The 17,760-nt window shown below is 53.5% G+C and carries 18 protein-coding genes; 12 read left to right on the forward strand and 6 right to left on the reverse strand.

Annotation, left to right across the window (positions count from 1 at the left end; translation table 11 throughout):
• The first annotated feature begins 17 nt into the window (after positions 1-17).
• The 4 genes from mtnN to SGR01S_RS09825 all read left to right on the forward strand — a co-directional run bounded on the left by mtnN (position 18) and on the right by SGR01S_RS09825 (position 2,616).
• Entirely contained in the window at positions 18-719 is a 702-nt protein-coding gene (gene mtnN / locus SGR01S_RS09810) for a 5'-methylthioadenosine/S-adenosylhomocysteine nucleosidase (protein ID WP_061807340.1), read from the forward strand.
• A 46-nt stretch (positions 720-765) separates the two neighbouring features.
• The gene (btuF, locus tag SGR01S_RS09815; protein ID WP_061807445.1) at positions 766-1,527 is read left to right on the forward strand and encodes a vitamin B12 ABC transporter substrate-binding protein BtuF; all 762 of its coding nucleotides are present in this window, start codon (positions 766-768) and stop codon (positions 1,525-1,527) included.
• Entirely contained in the window at positions 1,527-2,141 is a 615-nt protein-coding gene (locus SGR01S_RS09820) for a TRIC cation channel family protein (RefSeq protein WP_012005233.1), read from the forward strand. Before btuF ends, SGR01S_RS09820 begins: the two co-directional genes overlap by 1 nt.
• Before the next feature lie 229 nt (positions 2,142-2,370).
• Entirely contained in the window at positions 2,371-2,616 is a 246-nt protein-coding gene (locus tag SGR01S_RS09825) for a hypothetical protein (protein WP_037425636.1), read from the forward strand.
• Positions 2,617-2,674: 58 nt separating this feature from the next.
• Here SGR01S_RS09825 and erpA read toward each other — a convergent pair whose 3' ends face one another.
• Positions 2,675-3,019 carry an iron-sulfur cluster insertion protein ErpA gene (erpA, locus tag SGR01S_RS09830; RefSeq protein ID WP_004950184.1) on the reverse strand — a complete coding sequence of 115 codons (345 nt, stop codon included), beginning with the start codon at positions 3,017-3,019 and terminating at the stop codon, positions 2,675-2,677.
• Positions 3,020-3,108: 89 nt separating this feature from the next.
• On the reverse strand, positions 3,109-4,548 hold the full coding sequence (clcA, locus tag SGR01S_RS09835; protein ID WP_061807342.1) for a H(+)/Cl(-) exchange transporter ClcA: 1,440 nt from the start codon (positions 4,546-4,548) through the stop codon (positions 3,109-3,111).
• A gap of 178 nt (positions 4,549-4,726) precedes the next feature.
• Between clcA and hemL the strand changes: the two genes are divergently transcribed.
• Positions 4,727-6,016 (forward strand): glutamate-1-semialdehyde 2,1-aminomutase, encoded by a 1,290-nt coding sequence (gene hemL / locus SGR01S_RS09840; protein WP_061807343.1) that lies wholly within the window; start codon positions 4,727-4,729, stop codon positions 6,014-6,016.
• Between the two features lie 71 nt (positions 6,017-6,087).
• On the opposite strand, the gene ampE is transcribed toward hemL, so the two are convergent.
• Positions 6,088-6,942 carry a beta-lactamase regulator AmpE gene (gene ampE / locus SGR01S_RS09845; RefSeq protein ID WP_037425630.1) on the reverse strand — a complete coding sequence of 285 codons (855 nt, stop codon included), beginning with the start codon at positions 6,940-6,942 and terminating at the stop codon, positions 6,088-6,090.
• Between the two features lie 250 nt (positions 6,943-7,192).
• Between ampE and nadC the strand changes: the two genes are divergently transcribed.
• The 4 genes from nadC to hofC all read left to right on the forward strand — a co-directional run bounded on the left by nadC (position 7,193) and on the right by hofC (position 11,366).
• Positions 7,193-8,083 carry a carboxylating nicotinate-nucleotide diphosphorylase gene (gene nadC / locus SGR01S_RS09850; protein WP_061807344.1) on the forward strand — a complete coding sequence of 297 codons (891 nt, stop codon included), beginning with the start codon at positions 7,193-7,195 and terminating at the stop codon, positions 8,081-8,083.
• A 192-nt stretch (positions 8,084-8,275) separates the two neighbouring features.
• Complete coding sequence (ppdD, locus tag SGR01S_RS09855; protein ID WP_061807345.1) at positions 8,276-8,725, forward strand: prepilin peptidase-dependent pilin; 450 nt, start codon at positions 8,276-8,278, stop codon at positions 8,723-8,725.
• A complete protein-coding gene (gene gspE / locus SGR01S_RS09860) occupies positions 8,722-10,170 on the forward strand; it encodes a type II secretion system protein GspE (protein ID WP_061807346.1) in 1,449 nt (482 codons plus the stop codon). The genes ppdD and gspE overlap by 4 nt, the downstream gene beginning before the upstream one ends.
• Complete coding sequence (hofC, locus tag SGR01S_RS09865; protein ID WP_061807347.1) at positions 10,167-11,366, forward strand: protein transport protein HofC; 1,200 nt, start codon at positions 10,167-10,169, stop codon at positions 11,364-11,366. The genes gspE and hofC overlap by 4 nt, the downstream gene beginning before the upstream one ends.
• Positions 11,367-11,434: 68 nt before the next feature.
• Here hofC and SGR01S_RS09870 read toward each other — a convergent pair whose 3' ends face one another.
• Positions 11,435-12,478 (reverse strand): GMP reductase, encoded by a 1,044-nt coding sequence (locus SGR01S_RS09870; protein WP_037426081.1) that lies wholly within the window; start codon positions 12,476-12,478, stop codon positions 11,435-11,437.
• A 379-nt stretch (positions 12,479-12,857) separates the two neighbouring features.
• Between SGR01S_RS09870 and coaE the strand changes: the two genes are divergently transcribed.
• Genes coaE through yacG form a run of 3 tightly spaced genes read left to right on the forward strand, consistent with a single transcriptional unit; the run spans position 12,858 to position 14,473 of the window.
• Entirely contained in the window at positions 12,858-13,472 is a 615-nt protein-coding gene (gene coaE / locus SGR01S_RS09875) for a dephospho-CoA kinase (protein ID WP_037426078.1), read from the forward strand.
• 5 nt (positions 13,473-13,477) lie between these two features.
• Positions 13,478-14,230 (forward strand): cell division protein ZapD, encoded by a 753-nt coding sequence (gene zapD / locus SGR01S_RS09880; RefSeq protein WP_061807348.1) that lies wholly within the window; start codon positions 13,478-13,480, stop codon positions 14,228-14,230.
• A 51-nt stretch (positions 14,231-14,281) separates the two neighbouring features.
• Complete coding sequence (yacG, locus tag SGR01S_RS09885; protein ID WP_037426075.1) at positions 14,282-14,473, forward strand: DNA gyrase inhibitor YacG; 192 nt, start codon at positions 14,282-14,284, stop codon at positions 14,471-14,473.
• Between the two features lie 41 nt (positions 14,474-14,514).
• On the opposite strand, the gene mutT is transcribed toward yacG, so the two are convergent.
• Positions 14,515-14,919: an 8-oxo-dGTP diphosphatase MutT gene (mutT, locus tag SGR01S_RS09890; RefSeq protein WP_037426072.1), complete on the reverse strand. Its 405-nt coding sequence runs from the start codon at positions 14,917-14,919 to the stop codon at positions 14,515-14,517.
• Between the two features lie 102 nt (positions 14,920-15,021).
• Positions 15,022-17,733, reverse strand: a complete 2,712-nt coding sequence (gene secA, locus SGR01S_RS09895) for a preprotein translocase subunit SecA (RefSeq protein ID WP_061807349.1) — start codon at positions 17,731-17,733, stop codon at positions 15,022-15,024.
• Between the last annotated feature and the right edge of the window lie 27 nt (positions 17,734-17,760).

Consider the following 17,760-nt stretch of genomic DNA (forward strand, 5'->3'; position numbering starts at 1 on the left):
ATCAGCGAGTCTTATTTATGAAAGTAGGCATCATCGGCGCAATGGAACAGGAAGTCACCCTGCTGCGCGATCAAATTGAAAACCGTCAGACCATTCAACGCGCGGGTTGTGAAATCTATACCGGCCAGATCGGCGGCGTTGACGTGGCACTGTTAAAGTCTGGCATTGGCAAAGTCTCTGCGGCGATGGGTACCACCCTGCTGCTGGAACACTGCAAACCGGACTTGGTGATTAATACCGGTTCTGCCGGTGGCTTGGCCAGCACGCTCAAGGTCGGTGATATCGTGGTTTCCGAAGAAGTGCGTTATCACGACGCGGACGTGACCGCCTTTGGTTACGAATCGGGCCAAATGGCCGGCTGCCCAGCTGCCTTTGTGGCAGACGACGCGCTGATTGCACTGGCGGAAAGCTGCATCAAACAACTCGACCTGAACGCGGTACGCGGCCTGATCTGCAGCGGCGACGCTTTCATCAACGGCGCTGAGCCGCTGGCACGCATTCGCGCCACGTTCCCGAACGTTGCTGCCGTGGAAATGGAAGCCGCTGCCGTCGGCCATGTTTGCCACTTATTCGGCACACCTTTTGTGGTCGTACGCGCGATCTCTGACGTTGCTGACAGTGAATCGCACATGAGCTTTGACGAGTTTCTTTCCGTCGCCGCCAAGCAATCTACACTGATGGTTAACACCATGCTGCAAACCTTGGCTAAGCGCGGTTGATGTGACGCAACGCTTTTCAGTTCTGCTGTGGCTGCTGGCATTATGGATGGCGCTGCCTGCCGGCGCCGCCCAACGAGTGATCAGCCTGGCACCCAATACAACCGAACTGGCCTATGCCGCTGGCATGGGGGATACCTTGCTGGCGGTAAGCGCTTATTCCGACTACCCGCCTGCGGCCAAGAAGCTAGAACAAGTTGCCTCATGGCAAGGTATCAACCTGGAACGGGTGCTGGCACTGAAGCCGGACCTGATTCTGGCGTGGCGCGGCGGCAATCCGCAGCGAGTACTGGATCAGCTCGCCGCGTTCGGCATCCCGATCTTTTATGCGGATGCCACCACGATTGATGATATAGCCCAATCCCTGGACAAGCTGGCGCAATACAGCCCGCATCCTGAGCAAGCTCATCAGGCCGCAGACGCTATCCGTAAGCAAATTGCTGCGCTGAAAGCAAAATATCCACACAATCAGTCACGGCGAGTCCTGCTGCAATTCGGCACCCAACCGCTATTCACCAGTTCCGGTGCCACGTTACAGAGTCAGGTATTGTCGCTGTGCGGTGCAGAAAACATCTTTGCAGATAGCCGTATGCCGTGGCCGCAGATCAGTCGTGAACAAGTGCTGGCTCGCCAGCCCCAGGCAATCGTCATCACGGGTGACCAAAAAGAGATAGCCAGCGTGAAAGCTTTCTGGGCGCCGCAATTGCAAGTACCGGTGATTGCGCTGAATGGTGACTGGTTTAACCGTCCTGGGCCACGCATCATGCTGGCAGCCCAGCAATTATGTCATCAATTGGCGGAGCTTCATTAATGCTGGTGTTCTGGCTGGATATTCTCGGCACCGCGGTTTTCGCCATTTCTGGTGTATTACTGGCTGGCAAATTACGTATGGACCCGTTCGGTGTGCTCGTCCTGGGCGTAGTTACTGCGGTCGGTGGCGGCACCATCCGTGATATGGCATTGGCCAACGGCCCAGTCTTTTGGGTTAAGGATCCAACCGATCTAGTGGTAGCAATGATCACCTGTGTACTGACACTGCTGCTGGTGCGTCAGCCGCGCCGCTTACCCAAATGGATCCTGCCGGTGCTGGACGCAGTTGGACTGGCAGTATTTGTCGGCATTGGGGTAAATAAAGCCTTCGCCGCCGATGCCAGTCCATTGGTGGCAATTTGTATGGGTGTAATTACTGGAGTTGGCGGCGGTATTATCCGTGACGTACTGGCCCGGGAAATCCCGATGATTCTGCGAACCGAAATTTATGCTACCGCCTGTATTATCGGTGGCATTGTCCATGCTACCGCCTATGCGACGTTCGGTATGCCCTTACAACAGGCGATGATGCTCGGAATGGGCATTACACTGGCAATCCGGCTCGCAGCGATCCGCTGGCACCTCAAACTCCCTGCTTTTATCCTCGAACGATAACCCGCTTCCGCCCGAATCGGGCGGAAGCTTAGTATATCGGCACATCCAAAAACAGAATATTAGACCAATTAATAGCCAAATGTTATTATCAACCCCTTAAAAAATGCTGGAAAACAATGTAATAAACTTTTTAACCCCGAGTTAATTATTCCCCAGCCTTGTTAAAACTTATTAACTTTTTGCCGATAAGCCATTATGTGATTGCTTACGGATGGCTATTCCCAAAATTATGAAAAATATTCTCTTTTTATTCAGTGTGCTGCTGTGCAGCCCTTTCGTTTACGCTGGCAGTACGAGCGGACAAATTGGCATTAGCCTGACCATCGCCCCAATCTGCAGCGTGGATACAGGTGGCACAACGCCACAGGTAAAATGCGGTAATACGGCCAACACCCAGCCTAAAGTCACCCGCAGCCCGTTAGTCACAGAGGGCGAAAATGATGCTTACCGAGAACTGGTCACAGTGGAATGGTAACCATAAAAAAACCCGCGAACCGGTGAGGTTGGCGGGTTTTATACGGTGACAGGCAGGATCACACGCTGAACGAGGATCCACAACCGCAGGTGGTTTTGGCATTCGGGTTAGTCACCACGAAGCGCGAGCCTTCCAGCCCTTCGGTATAATCAACTGAACCACCGACCAGATATTGCAGGCTCATCGGATCAACAACCAGCGCAACACCCTGTTTCTCGATGGTCATATCACCGTCATTGACCTTATCGTCAAAAGTGAAGCCGTACTGGAATCCGCTGCAACCGCCACCGGTAATGTAAACCCGTAACTTCAGATTCGGGTTTTCTTCGTCAGCAATCAGGACTTTAACCTTACTTGCTGCTGCCTCGGTAAATTGCAGGGGCAGTGCTGTTTCATCACTCATACTCTTTACTCCCAACATTGTTCTGCATCAGGTCGCTACAATGGCGGCCGGATTAATGTTAATGATTATCCAATACCTGAGTGTTGCGTTCAAGTATTCACCGCATTTGTTGTATTTTCTTTACCTGTTTTATCTGCCGCCTCACTGGCCTGCTGCGCTTCCTGACGCTGTAGCGTACGGGCCAATATGGAGGAATACAACGGCTTACCCCCAAGGAACTGTGCCACCAGCGTAGCACCAAGGCAGGTAATAATCATGGGCAGTATGAGCTGATAGTTGTCGGTCATTTCCAACACCAACACGATACCGGTCAGAGGTGCACGTACTGTCGCAGCAAACAAAGCCCCCATTCCGGCAATCGCGAATGTGCCAGCCTCGATACCATACTGTGGGAACAAGTGAGCACCGGCCAAGCCAAAAGCCGTACCAAACAATGTTCCCAGTGCCAGCATCGGTGCAAAAATCCCTCCCGGTGCGCCGGAACCGAAACACAGCAACGTGGTGATCACCCGTGTAATGAAAATAAACATCAGCATGCCAACGCTGTAGTTACCTGCCGCTGCGATCGGGATCAGACCAAAACCGCCACCGGCAGCTTCCGGTTGGATCAACCCCAGAATACCGCAGATACCGCCGAGCAATCCCCCCATCAGCAGAACCTTACGCATTTTACCGCCGTGCAGACGAGCAAACATGTCCTGTGTGCGGAAAATCAGCGCGTTGAACATCACGCCAACCGCGCCGAATATTGCCCCCAGCACCAGATACAACCAAAGGGTATTAATCGGCGCAGAAGAAAGCTTGCCCACCGCAATAACCGATCCCTCACCGTTGAACAACTGAAACACCACGCTCGACATAATAACGCCGATAAACACCGCTTTAATTGAGATCAGGTTATAGCGGAACTGCGGGCGCATCTCTTCGATGATGAATAAAATACCGGCCAGCGGCGCATTGAAAGCAGCAGAAAGACCGGCAGCTGCACCGGTAGCCAGCAACGAATGACGCGCCTCTGCGCCGCGCATGCGGAAAATATCCAGCACCATGCGCCCAACGTTGCCCCCCATCTGTACCGTTGGCCCTTCACGGCCTAGCACCATGCCCGCTCCCAGCGTCCCCATGCCGCCAATAAATTTCACCGGGATCACTCGCCACCAGCGCACCGGCCGCAGTTCTTCCAATGCACCTTCAATTTCCGGAATACCCGATCCCCCTGCTTCAGGGGCAAAGCGGCGAACCAGATAATAGCCGAGCACTGCCAGTGCAGCAGAAAGAACAAAAGCCAGCGGCCAAACCAGAATCCAGTAATCCGCGACCTGTGCCAGCGCAGAAAAGCGCTGCTGCTGCACCCAATCCACCGCTTTATCAAATGCCACGCCAAGCAAACCGGCCAGAGTCCCCACCACTGCAGCCATGAACAGGATCGCCACGGGCGTTTTATCACGACGCATAAACTGACGAACCATGTCACTACGCTTCAGTCGTGGAGCGCGCGCGAGCGGTGATTGTTGCTGTAATTCAGTCATAATGGGTTATTCATTAATGGAATTAAATGTAATACAAATAGGCCAGCTGATTATTCTAGCGCACCCACTGACCAACCGCCCCTCTAAATAGGTATCTGACTGTGATCGTTTCATATCAGCGAACACTTCACTAGAATAGCGCGGTCAAATCATTCAAAGAGAATCCAGGAGCCGATTTATGAGCTTACACAACAAGTCCGAAAATCTGTATGCCCAGGCACAACAGGTAATCCCAGGCGGGGTTAACTCTCCGGTGCGTGCATTCAGCGGCGTTGGTGGTGTGCCACTGTTTATCGAGCGTGCAGACGGGGCTTACCTGTTCGACGTCGACGGCAAAGCCTATATCGACTACGTCGGTTCCTGGGGCCCGATGGTACTGGGGCACAACCACCCGGCGATCCGCAACGCAGTGATCGAAGCGGCACAGCGCGGCCTGAGTTTTGGCGCGCCTACCGAGATGGAAGTCAAAATGGCCGAGCTGGTCACCGAACTGGTGCCGACCATGGATATGGTGCGGATGGTGAACTCAGGCACCGAAGCTACCATGAGCGCAATCCGCTTGGCGCGTGGCTATACCAATCGCGATAAGATCATCAAATTTGAAGGCTGCTACCACGGTCACGCCGACTGCCTGCTGGTAAAAGCCGGCTCCGGCGCGCTGACGCTGGGCCAACCAAACTCACCGGGCGTACCGGCCGACTTTGCCAAACACACCCTGACCTGCACCTTTAACGATCTGGATTCGGTCCGTGCCGCATTTGAGCAGTACCCTTCCGAGATCGCCTGTATCATCGTAGAGCCGGTCGCCGGCAACATGAACTGTGTGCCACCTTTGCCGGAATTCCTGCCAGGCTTGCGCGAACTGTGTGACAAGTACGGTGCCCTGCTGATTATCGACGAAGTCATGACCGGCTTCCGCGTGGCGCTGGCAGGGGCACAGTCTTATTACGATGTAGAGCCTGATCTTACCTGCCTGGGTAAAATCATCGGTGGTGGCATGCCCGTTGGCGCGTTCGGCGGCCGTCGTGAAGTGATGGCAGCGCTGGCACCCACCGGTCCGGTCTATCAGGCAGGCACGCTGTCCGGTAACCCGATTGCGATGGCGGCAGGTTTTGCCTGCCTGACCGAAGTTTCGCAGGTTGGTGTCCACCAGACGCTGACAGAACTAACAGATATGCTGGCGGATGGCCTGCTGCATGCGGCTAAAGAAGAAAACATCCCGCTGGTGGTGAACCACGTTGGTGGCATGTTCGGCCTGTTCTTTACCGATGCACCGTCTGTCACCTGCTATCAGGATGTGATGCAATGCGATGTTGAGCGCTTCAAGCGTTTCTTCCATCTGATGCTGGATGAAGGGGTTTATCTGGCGCCTTCGGCCTTCGAGGCCGGCTTTATGTCCGTTGCGCACAGCAAAGAAGATATCCAACGCACCATCGACGCTGCACGCCGCAGCTTCGCCAAGCTGTAAACGTTGGTTATCCAATAAAAACGGGCGCTAAGCGCCCGTTTTTATTTCTATTGGCATAACAAAACACAGTCTTAGAGCAAGGTGCCGTAGATCGTCAATACCGCCACCACCACCACAATGATCATGGTCACCTTACGCGCCAACGTTACCGCCGCACGTGGAGTCTGCACCGGATCCATATGGGGGTCACGCGCCAGTGAGAACTGTGCCAATCGCGTCAGCACCTGATACTGCGAAGAATGAAGATCGCCCAGCGACGCAAACCAGGCTGGCAGCGCTTTTTCACCATGTCCAAACAGCGCGTAAGCCACACCGGCCAGACGCACCGGGATCCAATCCAGCCAGTTCAATAGATGATCGATACCCGACTGTGAACGTTCCAGTGGGGTATTATGGCGCGCCAACCAGGTCTGGTAAGCACGCAGAAATGAGTAGCCCGCCAGCGCAATCGGCCCGTAAGGCCCGCAGACCACGAACCAGAACAGCGGCGCCAGATAATAGCGGAAGTTAATCCACAGCAGCGCATTTTGCAGTTCACGCAAGCGCAGTTCTTCACTGCAATCCACTGGCAGCCCATGGATTAGCGCCAGCTCTTCCGCCATCTGATCACTGGCATGTACATCCCCCTGACGTGCTGCTTTCAGATAGGCACGGTAGTGTTTGCGCTTAATGCCCGCGCCCACACACAGCAAATCAATAATAATCCACAGCAACAGCGTCACTACGCCGAAAAACAGCCCTTGAGCCAGCCACAGAATGCCCCCTACCACGACCATCCAGGCAAGAGTCATCAGTAACGTTTGTGCTAGCGAAAACCGATGTAACCGATGAAACACCACCTCCAGGCGGTGATCCAACTGCCAATGCTCCCCTAACTTGAACAAACGTTCCCACGCCAGAACCAGTAACAGCGTAAACAGCGTCATTAGCGACTCCTCTCCTTTTCCATTATTCCAAGCATAGCGTCATCGTGCTTGCCGGGTTGTTCCAGAGATGCCAGATATAAATCCCCGTCAAACACTGGGCTGGGACAATCCCACTGAGCCCGATGATGTGCGCCGTGGGCATCGGATAATGTATGATTAGCAGCGCAACCAACGTGCTGCTGTGGTACTTGTCACGGCAACAGAGTAGCATGTTCCCTCTACGAACTTACCGTCCATTTCGGAGTTTTCTATGCCGACACGCCGCTACAGTGCCGACAGTCGCCGCACCGAGCTTCTTGAACGAATTGAAAGCGATATCCCCTATGCCGTTGCCCAGGCGCTGCGTGAAGACCTGGGTGGTGAAGTCGATGCCGAACGCGATATTACCGCGCAATTATTACCGGCCGACACCCAGGCAGAAGCCACCGTTATCACCCGCGAGCCCGGCATCTTTTGTGGTAAGCGTTGGCTGAACGAAGTCTTTATCCAACTGGGTAACCAGGTAAAAGTCGAATGGTTAGTCGCGGACGGTGATAGCCTGGTGCCCAATCAACCGCTGTGCAAACTGGCAGGCCCGGCACGGGTGTTGCTGACCGGTGAGCGTACCGCGTTGAACTTTGTGCAGACACTTTCAGGCGTAGCGACCGAAGTCAGTCGCTATGTTGCGCTATTACAAGGCACACAAACCCGCCTGCTGGATACCCGAAAGACCCTCCCAGGGCTGCGGACCGCGTTGAAATATGCCGTGCTCTGTGGTGGTGGTAGCAACCACCGTTTGGGACTATCCGACGCCTTCCTGATCAAGGAAAACCACATCATTGCCTCCGGCTCGATCAAAAAAGCGGTCGAAAAAGCATTCTGGATGCATGCTGATGTACCGGTTGAAGTAGAGGTTGAGTCGCTGGATGAATTACAACAAGCGTTGGATGCCGGTGCAGACATTGTCATGCTGGATAACTTCAGCGTAGAAATGATGCGTACCGCCGTGGCGCAAACTCAGGGCCGTGCACAACTGGAAGTTTCTGGCAACGTGACCAGTGAAACGTTACGCACCTTCGCGGAAACTGGCGTGGACTACATCTCTGTAGGTGCGCTAACCAAACACGTGACCGCCCTCGATCTGTCGATGCGCTTCAAATAATGCCTCCGCCTTCCCGTTGCGACGGGGAGGCGTTGCCCCGCCAACATTGCGACGTGCACCCCAACGTTGTTACCCCTGCTGCAAACACAACACGTTACGCTGGATGCACGCCGTAAAACGCTCTTAAGCCCCTCGAAGCCCCTATCCCAAGTGGTTACCCTGCCTTCCACATTCATTGGGAGGCAACAACAGATGGAAACACAACGCGGTTTTACTTTAATCGAACTGATGGTCGTGATCGCCATTATTGCGATCCTTAGCGCCATCGGCATTCCTGCCTATCAGCGGTATATCCAAAAAGCAGCGATGACCGACATGCTGCAAACCATGACACCGTATAAAATGGCCGTTGAATTATGTGTGCTCGACAATGGCGTACCCACCGCGTGTAACGCTGGCAGCCAAGGCATCCCTACGAGCGGGACATCACGTTATGTCAGCGCAGTTCAGGTCAGCCAAGGTGTGATATCGCTGACCGGTACTCAAACGCTACAGGGACTGACAGTGGCATTGACCCCAACTCAAAATACCCAAGGTCTGACCCGCTGGACCCGCCAGTGCACCAGTGACAACACCAATCTGCAAGAGACCTGTCAAGAAGTCTTCCGTTTTGAAACAACCAACACGACGCCAACACCATGAGTGTGACGATCAGCGATGAAATCCATGCACTGTGTCGACGCTATCAGGCGCTGGCACTCAGTGAAGATGAGTGCTGCCTGAACGTCGCCCTGGCTGAAGAAGCGCCTCAGGCACTGCTATCAGCTCTGCGTTTCGCTACCGGTAAACGCATTCATCTGGAACAGTGGCCAACTGCCCGGCTGGAGCTGGAACTGAACCGCCATCAAATACAGGGCAACCATCTCCAGCAAACCCTTCAGGAACCAGAACCCGATGCGCCCTCACTAAATGACGAAAGTGACACACCCGTCGTGCAGTTCATTAATCAGACCTTGCGCATCGCTATTCAGCGGCGTGCCTCGGATATTCATGTCGAACCTTACCAGCAGACGCTGCGTATCCGGCTACGCATCGACGGCGTACTGCAAGCCATAGCTTCACCACCTTTTGCGCTTGCCGCACGCCTTACCGCCCGGCTGAAGATCATGGGGCAACTGGACATTGCTGAACGCCGCCTACCGCAAGATGGCCAGCTCAGCGTGCAGTTGGATAACGCGACATACTCAATGCGTATCGCCACCTTACCCACGCTGCATGGTGAAAAAGTCGTACTGCGGATCCTACACACGGAGCGTCAGGAACTGCCGCTGGAACGGCTGGGTATGGATCAGACTGCGCTGGCACAGTTTGCCGCTGCGCTATCCTGCCCTCAGGGCATGATCCTGGTCACCGGCCCGACGGGTAGCGGTAAAACCGTTACTCTCTATAGTGGCCTCCGCCAGTTGAATGACGCACAGAGCAATTTATGCAGTGTTGAGGATCCTATTGAGATCCCACTGTTTGGCGTCAACCAAACGCAGATTAACGCCAAAACCGATCTGGATTTCTCCCGCGTTTTGCGCGCCTTACTGCGGCAAGATCCGGATATCATCATGATCGGTGAGATCCGCGATCGAGAAACCGCAGAAATCGCGGTTAAAGCTGCGCAAACCGGTCACCTGGTGCTTTCCACATTGCACACCAATTCCACCAGCGAAACGCTGACGCGCCTGACCCATATGGGTATTCCCGGATATCTGATTGCCGCCAGCCTGAAATTGGTGATTGCCCAACGATTGGTGCGCAAACTTTGCCTTCACTGCCGCTATCAAAAAACCGAGGCGGTACGCTTTCCCACTGCGATTTGGCCTCTTCCTTTACAACCCTGGCACGCCGATGGCTGTGAGCACTGTTTCAGCGGTTACTATGGCCGTATCGGGGTCTATGAGTTGTTGACTATCACACCAGAGGTGCAGACCGGTCTATTGCAAGGTGAATCCCCTGACCAGTTAGCCGAAATTGCCCGTCAGCAGGGGCAGGCAACATTGATACAAGCCGGGTTAACGTTGGTTTCGCAAGGTGTTACCTCGCTGGAAGAGGTGTATCGCATTGTCGGCATCATTGCCGATACTGGAGAGGCTCCGTGAAAACCTTACGCCTTTTCCTCTGGCAGGCGATTGATTCCCAAGGCCAAATGATCCATGGGGAGTTGATTAGTCCCGAAAAGAACAAGGTCAGCCTATGGCTTATCGAACAGGGGCTGCAGCCCTACCAAATTAACAGCGGTAAGCGCATTACCTCCAGCCAGTGGCGCGGAGAACCTTTGATCCAATTCACCCGCCAGCTTGCCACCTTGCTACAGGCCGGGCTACCGCTGGTTAGCGGATTACAACTTCTGGCGGCAGAGCACTCCTCCCCCGCTTGGCGCTGTTTGTTACGCGAGCTCAGCGATCTGGTGCGGCAAGGCCAGCCGTTTTCTGAAGCCATCGCCGGACAAACTGCCATATTCCCTTTGATCTACCGCGAGTTGATCGCCATTGGGGAACTAACCGGCCACCTGGATGAATGCTGTCTACAATTGGCTCAACAACAGGAAGCCCATCAAAAGCTGCAGAAGAAAGTGGTTAAGGCACTGCGGTATCCCTTGTTTATCTGTGCAGTGGCGCTGTTGGTAAGCATTCTGATGCTGGTCATGGTGTTGCCGGAGTTTGCCGGTATATACCAGTCATTCAATGCGCCACTGCCGTGGTTTACTCAAGGGCTGCTGAATCTTTCAGCCCTGTTGATCCAGAGCGGCCCTTGGCTAGCCGTCATACTGTTTTGTTCGATATTGGCTTATTTTCGTCGCCTGCACCCACAACCACACTGGCGCAGGCGTGAACAAGCAGCACTGCTACGCCTGCCGTTGATTGCCCCTTTGATCAAAGGCGGTTGCCTAAGCCAAATATTCCGTATTCTGGCAATGACCCAGCAAGCCGGGTTAACACTAATCGAAGGGTTGAACGCAGCCGCACTGTCGGTAGATAACCTGTTTTACCGTCAGGCGATTGAGGCGGTGCAGAAACAGATTGCACAGGGGCACACTTTTCACAGTGCGTTGAAGCAACAAGCGCTGTTCCCTTCGTTATGTCAGCAATTGGTACGAGTAGGCGAAGAATCAGGGGCGTTAGATACGCTACTGGGCAAACTTGCGCTGTGGCATGAGCAGCAAACCTTTGAACTGGCCGACACATTGGCACAAACGCTGGAACCCATATTGATGTTGGTGGTCGGTGGGATCGTCGGCACGCTGGTAATCGCGATGTACCTGCCGATTTTTCAGTTAGGGAATGTGTTGGGGTGAACCCGGAGACCAACATGGGCGCAGCACTGAACTACGCCCACCATTTGACTACGTGCAAGCAAGGCAGATTACTTGCTGCCGAATACGCGGTTTTCCTGCTCCGCTACGCGGATGAAGGTGGTACGTTTGGTCAGCTCCTTCAGACGTTCTGCACCGACATAAGTGCAAGCAGAACGCAGGCCACCCAGGATGTCACGAACGGTAAATTCAACCTCACCACGTAAAGGCAGCTTAACGGTTTTTCCTTCAGCTGCTCGGTACTCAGCAACGCCACCAACGTGGCGTTTCATGGCAGACTCGGAGCTCATGCCGTAGAACAGCATGAATTTCTCACCGTTTTCTTCCACCACGGTCCCTTCGCACTCGTCATGACCTGCCAACATGCCACCCAACATGACAAAGTCCGCACCGCCACCGAAGGCTTTCGCAACATCACCCGGTACTGAACAACCGCCGTCGCTGACAATCTGACCACCAAGGCCATGTGCCGCATCTGCACACTCGATCACTGCAGACAACTGCGGATAACCAACGCCAGTTTTCACTCGGGTGGTGCAAACCGAGCCAGGGCCAATACCGACTTTAACGATATCAGCACCAGACAGAATCAGTTCTTCAACCATTTCGCCAGTGACGACATTACCGGCGCAAATAACATGGTTTGGACAGGCTTCACGCGCTTTCTGCAAGAAGGCGACAAAATGTTCTGAGTAACCATTAGCCACATCGATACAGATAAACTTCAGCCCCGGCGACAAGGCCAAAATCTGCTGCATCTTCACAAAATCAGCGTCGGAGGTACCGGTTGAAACCATAACGTGGCGCAGCACTGAGGCTGGGACGCGTTGCACGAATGCGGCCCATTGCTCAACGGTGTAGTGTTTGTGTACAGCAGTGAGAACGTCGAAGGAAGCCAGGGCCTCTGCCATGCTGAAGGTGCCGACTGAATCCATGTTGGCGGCAATAATCGGCACACCGGACCAGCTCAAGCCAGAATGTTTGAAGGTAAACTGACGTTCCAGCTCAACCTCAGAACGACTTTTCAGCGTAGAACGTTTAGGGCGGATCAGCACATCTTTAAAGCCTAACTTCAAATCTTCTTCAATACGCATGACTAATGATTTCCTGGTTTATGGCGACGGATCGCAGAGAGTATTCGAACCTATACCCTATAAATTTGAAGTGGCAGCCAACAACGCTGTAACTTGAAGAATGGCGGGTATAGATTAATGCCAGTTCCAGTGACGCTATCATACGCGCTAATAATCGCCGGACAAGACTGCGAATTCTCGATTATTTACGCTACAATCCGACAAATTTACCTGCACAACCGCAGTGTGAGCTCCCGCTCATTTTCCTTTCTGGCTCCGTTTTTTTATCAGCGTACAACGCAAGCGACCGGACAAGCACCACCTGCTGACTTGCACTTCTGCGCGATCGCTTTATGATTCGTCTATTATTTTTTTATGAATACCAGGTGCATTTCCTACCATGGCCTACATTGTTGCGTTGACAGGGGGTATCGGCAGCGGTAAATCAACCGTAGCGGATACCTTTGCACGCCATGGCGTGACGGTGGTCGACGCTGACGTCATTGCCCGGCAAGTTGTTGAGCCTGGCACCCCGGCTCTGGCGGCCATCGCCGAACGTTTTGGTAATGAAATGTTGCAGCCTGACGGCACACTTAACCGTGCTGCGCTGCGTCAGCGTATCTTCAGTAACCCTGATGAAAAGCGCTGGCTGAACCAACTGCTGCATCCGCTGATTCATCAGGAAACCCAACGCCAACTGGCGCAAGTCACTAGTCCCTATGCACTTTGGGTCGTGCCACTGCTGGTGGAAAATAACCTGCAGGCGCGTGCTGACCGCGTGTTAGTGGTCGACGTTGACAGCGAAACTCAGTTGGCCAGAACCATTGCCCGCGACGGTATCAGCCGTCAGCAGGCACAGAACATACTGTCCGCACAGGTCACGCGTGAACAGCGTCTGGCCGTTGCTGATGACATAATTGATAATAGCGGCGCTGCTCAGGGGATAGAGCCATTAGTTGCCGCACTGCATCGCCGTTACCTTGAGCTGGCGGCATCAGCGACCCGACAGGATTAAACTGAATGAGTGATGTTTCCCCAAGCGTTCTTTTTGAACACCCGTTGAATGAAAAAATGCGCACCTGGTTGCGTATGGAGTTTTTACTGCAACAATTGCACGGTCAGCGCGCATTGAGTGAAACAGCCATCGCCCTGACGTTCTTCCGTACCATTGCCGATCTGCTGGACGTGCTGGAACGCGGCGAAGTGCGCACTGAGTTACTGAAAGAACTGGAACGTCAGCAGCAAAAACTGCTGGCATGGGCCGATGTACCTGGCGTCGATATGTCGCTGGTAGAGCAGTTGCGCAACCAGTTAAAGCAATGTGCTGCGGCTCTGATGTCCGCCCCACGCCTCGGTCAATCGCTACGTGAAGACCGGCTGATTAGCCTGGTGCGTCAACGCCTGAGTATCCCTGGCGGTTGTTGCAGTTTTGACTTACCAACACTGCACATGTGGATGCATGCACCTCAACAGGAACGGAATGACGACGTCAGCCAGTGGCTGCAAACGCTGGAACCGCTGAACCAAGCACTGACCATGGTGCTGGATCTTATCCGTCAGTCAGGGCCATTTCGCAATCAAATCAGTTTGAATGGCTTCTTCCAGGATAACGCTGAAGGTGCCGATCTGTTGCGCTTGCGCATCAACCTGGCTCACCAGCTTTACCCACAGATTTCCGGCCATAAGACTCGCTATGCGATCCGCTTCTTGCCGCTGGACAGTGAGTTTGGCGTAGTACCGGAACGCTTAACCTTTGAGTTGGCCTGTTGTTAATCCAAAGCAATAAAGACCTTTCACACGTTGAAAGGGTGTAAGGAACCGAATATGACGACCGTAGTGAAATGCCCAACCTGTGGCAAAGGCGTGGTATGGGGTGAAGTCAGCCCCTTCCGCCCATTTTGCAGCAAACGCTGTCAGCTAATTGATCTGGGCGAATGGGCTGATGAAGAGAAACGTATTCCCAGCAGCAGTGATCTGTCAGAAAGCGAAGACTGGAGCGAGGCAGACGATCGCTGATCGTGCTGCTTACCGGCCTGGTATTTACCAGGCCGGTCGCTTTACTGCGCGGCGTTAGCCTGCGCCACCAACAGTTTAATAATGCTGACATTGGCCTCTGGGAACTCATCTTCCCGTAAATCCGCCTGCTTCACCCAACGCATTGGCTGTCCTTCACGGCCAAACGGCTCGCCCGTCCAGCCCTCCACCAAATAAAAATTCAACGTCACGATACGATCGCTAAAGTGGTGCTCAAGTACTTCCAGCAGCTCTGCACGCTCGGTCTCAATACCCGTTTCCTCCAGCAGTTCACGGTTAAGCGCCTGTTCTGCCGTCTCACCCTGCTCAATCTTACCGCCTGGAAACTCCCAAAAACCGGCCATATGTGAATCGGCCGCTCGCCGGGTAATAAAGATTTCCTGCTGGGCGTTACGAATGATGCCGACAGCAATGTTCAGGTGTTTCATCGCATTCTCCTGATTGATTCGTCGGGGCACGCAGTTCGCCCCAAAAAAACAGGGGTTCAGCATGCTGAACCCCTGGGCTTTATTGGTTATACACTGCCGGGCTTACTTCTGCAGACGGCCGTGACACTGCTTGTATTTTTTACCGGAACCGCAAGGGCAAGGATCGTTACGGCCAACTTTGCGTTCTGCGCTCGCCGGAGCATCAGGATCTTCGGTAACAAGCGCGTTTTCTTCGTAGTGGCTCAACTGTTGCTGTTTCGCCAGGCGCTCAGCTTCTTCGCGGCGTTGCTGTTCCAGTGCTTCAACCTCTTCCGGCATCCGCACCTGCACTTTGCTCAGCACGCTGATCACTTCATGTTTCAGTGATTCAAGCATGGTCGCAAACATGTTGAAAGACTCACGTTTGTATTCCTGCTTAGGATCTTTTTGCGCATAACCACGCAGGTGGATACCTTGACGCAAGTAGTCCATGGCCGCAAGATGCTCTTTCCACAGTGAATCCAGCGTCTGCAGCATCACGCCTTTTTCAAAGTTGCGCATCATCTCGGCGCCAACAACTTCTTCTTTACGTTTGTACTCTTCTTTAGCTGTTTCCAGAATACGCTCACGCAGCGTTTCTTCGTGCAATTCTGGTTCTTTGTCCAACCATTCAGCAATTGGCATATCCAGATCGAAGTCGTTCTTCAGGCGCTCAGTCAGCCCCTGAATATCCCACTCTTCTTCCAGAGACTCCGGTTGAATGTAGGCATCGATAGTGGTTTTGAATACGTCTTCACGGATGCTGCTGATGGTTTCGCTAACGTCAGACACGTCCAGCAGCTCGTTACGCTGGCTGTAGATAGCACGCCGCTGATCGTTGGCTACATCATCGTATTCCAGCAACTGTTTACGGATATCAAAGTTACGGCTTTCCACTTTACGCTGTGCGTTGGCAATGGCTTTGGTGACCCATGGGTGCTCAATGGCCTCACCTTCTTTCATACCCAGTTTACGCATCATGCTGGAAACGCGATCAGAGGCGAAAATACGCATCAGGGCATCCTCCATCGACAGGTAGAAGCGGGATGAACCGGCATCACCCTGACGACCAGAACGACCGCGCAGCTGGTTATCGATACGGCGAGATTCATGACGCTCAGTACCAATAATGTGCAGGCCACCTGCGGCTAACACTGCGTCATGGCGAATTTTCCAGGCATCTTTAATTGCAGCAATCTGTTCTTCAGTTGGATCTTCCAACTGAGCAATCTCTGCCTGCCAGCTGCCACCCAATACGATATCGGTACCACGGCCCGCCATGTTGGTGGCAATAGTAACCGCAGAGGTCTGACCGGCTTGCGCAACAATATCCGCTTCCATGGCGTGGAACTTGGCGTTCAATACCTTATGGGCAATGCCAGCCTTCTCGAGCTCACGCGAAACAACTTCAGATTTCTCGATTGAGATCGTCCCAACCAGCACGGGTTGGCCGTTGGCGGTGCGTTCACGAATATCTTCGATGATAGCGCCAATCTTCTCCTGTTCAGTCATGTAGACCAGATCAGGCATATCTTTACGCAGCATTGGGCGGTTAGTTGGCACCACAATGGTGTCCAGCTTGTAGATAGAGCTGAATTCAAACGCTTCGGTATCCGCAGTACCGGTCATCCCCGCCAACTTCTCGTACAAACGGAAGTAGTTCTGGAAGGTGATCGATGCCAGCGTTTGGTTCTCGTTCTGGATTTCCACGCCTTCTTTGGCTTCTACTGCCTGATGCAGACCATCAGACCAGCGACGACCATGCATGGTACGGCCGGTGTGTTCGTCAACGATGATAACTTCACCGTCTTTGACGATGTAGTCAACGTCACGGGTGAACAGTACGTGGGCACGCAACGCCGCAGTTACGTGGTGCATCAGCATGATATTGGTCGGTGAGTACAGTGACTCCCCTTCCTCCATGATGCCGGCGTCCATCAGCATTTCTTCGATCAAGATCAGACCGCGTTCGGTCAGGTGTACCTGACGCGCTTTCTCGTCAACCGAGAAGTGGCCTTCACCCTGGAAAGTATCTGAGTCTTCTTTTTCCTGACGAATCAGTTTAGGAATCAGTTTGTTAACCTTGATATACATCTCAGAGCTGTCTTCAGCCGGGCCCGAGATAATCAAAGGAGTACGCGCTTCATCGATCAGAATGGAGTCAACCTCATCCACCAACGCATAGTGCAACTTGCGCTGAACGCGTTCTTCGGGACTGAATGCCATGTTGTCGCGCAGGTAGTCAAAACCGTATTCGTTATTGGTACCGTAGGTAATGTCTGCGGCATAGGCTTCACGCTTAGCCGGTGCAGGCATACCTGGCAGGTTAATACCGATGCTCAGACCGAGGAACTCGAACAGTGGACGGTTGTTTTCGGCGTCACGCTGTGCCAGATAGTCGTTCACGGTAACCACGTGCACACCGCGGCCGCTCAAGGCGTTCAGGTAAGCCGGCAAGGTTGCGGTCAGGGTTTTACCTTCACCAGTACGCATCTCTGCAATACAGCGATCATTCAGAACCATACCGCCCAACAGCTGCACGTCAAAGTGACGCATGCCGAATACGCGCTTACTTGCCTCACGCACCACGGCGAAGGCTTCCGGCAGCAGGTTTTCCAGCACTTCGCCCTTTTCCAGGCGCGCGCGGAACTCATTGGTCTTGGCTTTCAGTTCGTCATCGGACAGCTTTTCCATGTCCGGTTCCATCTGATTGATCAGCTCAACCGATTTGCGCATGCGGCGCAGCGTACGATCGTTACGGCTACCAAAAACTTTGGTCAATAATTTCACTAACATGATGTTTGATATCTCTGTCATGACAGC

It is taken from the genome of Serratia grimesii NBRC 13537, from assembly GCF_001590905.1.
Taxonomy (GTDB): Bacteria; Pseudomonadota; Gammaproteobacteria; order Enterobacterales; family Enterobacteriaceae; genus Serratia; species Serratia grimesii.

Bases quoted from the DNA above. Each gene is read 5' to 3' on its own strand.
- mtnN (WP_061807340.1), top strand. From the start codon at position 18: ATGAAAGTAGGCATCATCGGCGCAATGGAACAGGAAGTCACCCTGCTG.
- btuF (WP_061807445.1), top strand. From the start codon at position 766: ATGGCGCTGCCTGCCGGCGCCGCCCAACGAGTGATCAGCCTGGCACCC.
- SGR01S_RS09820 (WP_012005233.1), top strand. From the start codon at position 1,527: ATGCTGGTGTTCTGGCTGGATATTCTCGGCACCGCGGTTTTCGCCATT.
- SGR01S_RS09825 (WP_037425636.1), top strand. From the start codon at position 2,371: ATGAAAAATATTCTCTTTTTATTCAGTGTGCTGCTGTGCAGCCCTTTC.
- erpA (WP_004950184.1), bottom strand. From the start codon at position 3,019: ATGAGTGATGAAACAGCACTGCCCCTGCAATTTACCGAGGCAGCAGCA.
- clcA (WP_061807342.1), bottom strand. From the start codon at position 4,548: ATGACTGAATTACAGCAACAATCACCGCTCGCGCGCGCTCCACGACTG.
- hemL (WP_061807343.1), top strand. From the start codon at position 4,727: ATGAGCTTACACAACAAGTCCGAAAATCTGTATGCCCAGGCACAACAG.
- ampE (WP_037425630.1), bottom strand. From the start codon at position 6,942: ATGACGCTGTTTACGCTGTTACTGGTTCTGGCGTGGGAACGTTTGTTC.
- nadC (WP_061807344.1), top strand. From the start codon at position 7,193: ATGCCGACACGCCGCTACAGTGCCGACAGTCGCCGCACCGAGCTTCTT.
- ppdD (WP_061807345.1), top strand. From the start codon at position 8,276: ATGGAAACACAACGCGGTTTTACTTTAATCGAACTGATGGTCGTGATC.
- gspE (WP_061807346.1), top strand. From the start codon at position 8,722: ATGAGTGTGACGATCAGCGATGAAATCCATGCACTGTGTCGACGCTAT.
- SGR01S_RS09870 (WP_037426081.1), bottom strand. From the start codon at position 12,478: ATGCGTATTGAAGAAGATTTGAAGTTAGGCTTTAAAGATGTGCTGATC.
- coaE (WP_037426078.1), top strand. From the start codon at position 12,858: ATGGCCTACATTGTTGCGTTGACAGGGGGTATCGGCAGCGGTAAATCA.
- zapD (WP_061807348.1), top strand. From the start codon at position 13,478: ATGAGTGATGTTTCCCCAAGCGTTCTTTTTGAACACCCGTTGAATGAA.
- yacG (WP_037426075.1), top strand. From the start codon at position 14,282: ATGACGACCGTAGTGAAATGCCCAACCTGTGGCAAAGGCGTGGTATGG.
- mutT (WP_037426072.1), bottom strand. From the start codon at position 14,919: ATGAAACACCTGAACATTGCTGTCGGCATCATTCGTAACGCCCAGCAG.
- secA (WP_061807349.1), bottom strand. From the start codon at position 17,733: ATGTTAGTGAAATTATTGACCAAAGTTTTTGGTAGCCGTAACGATCGT.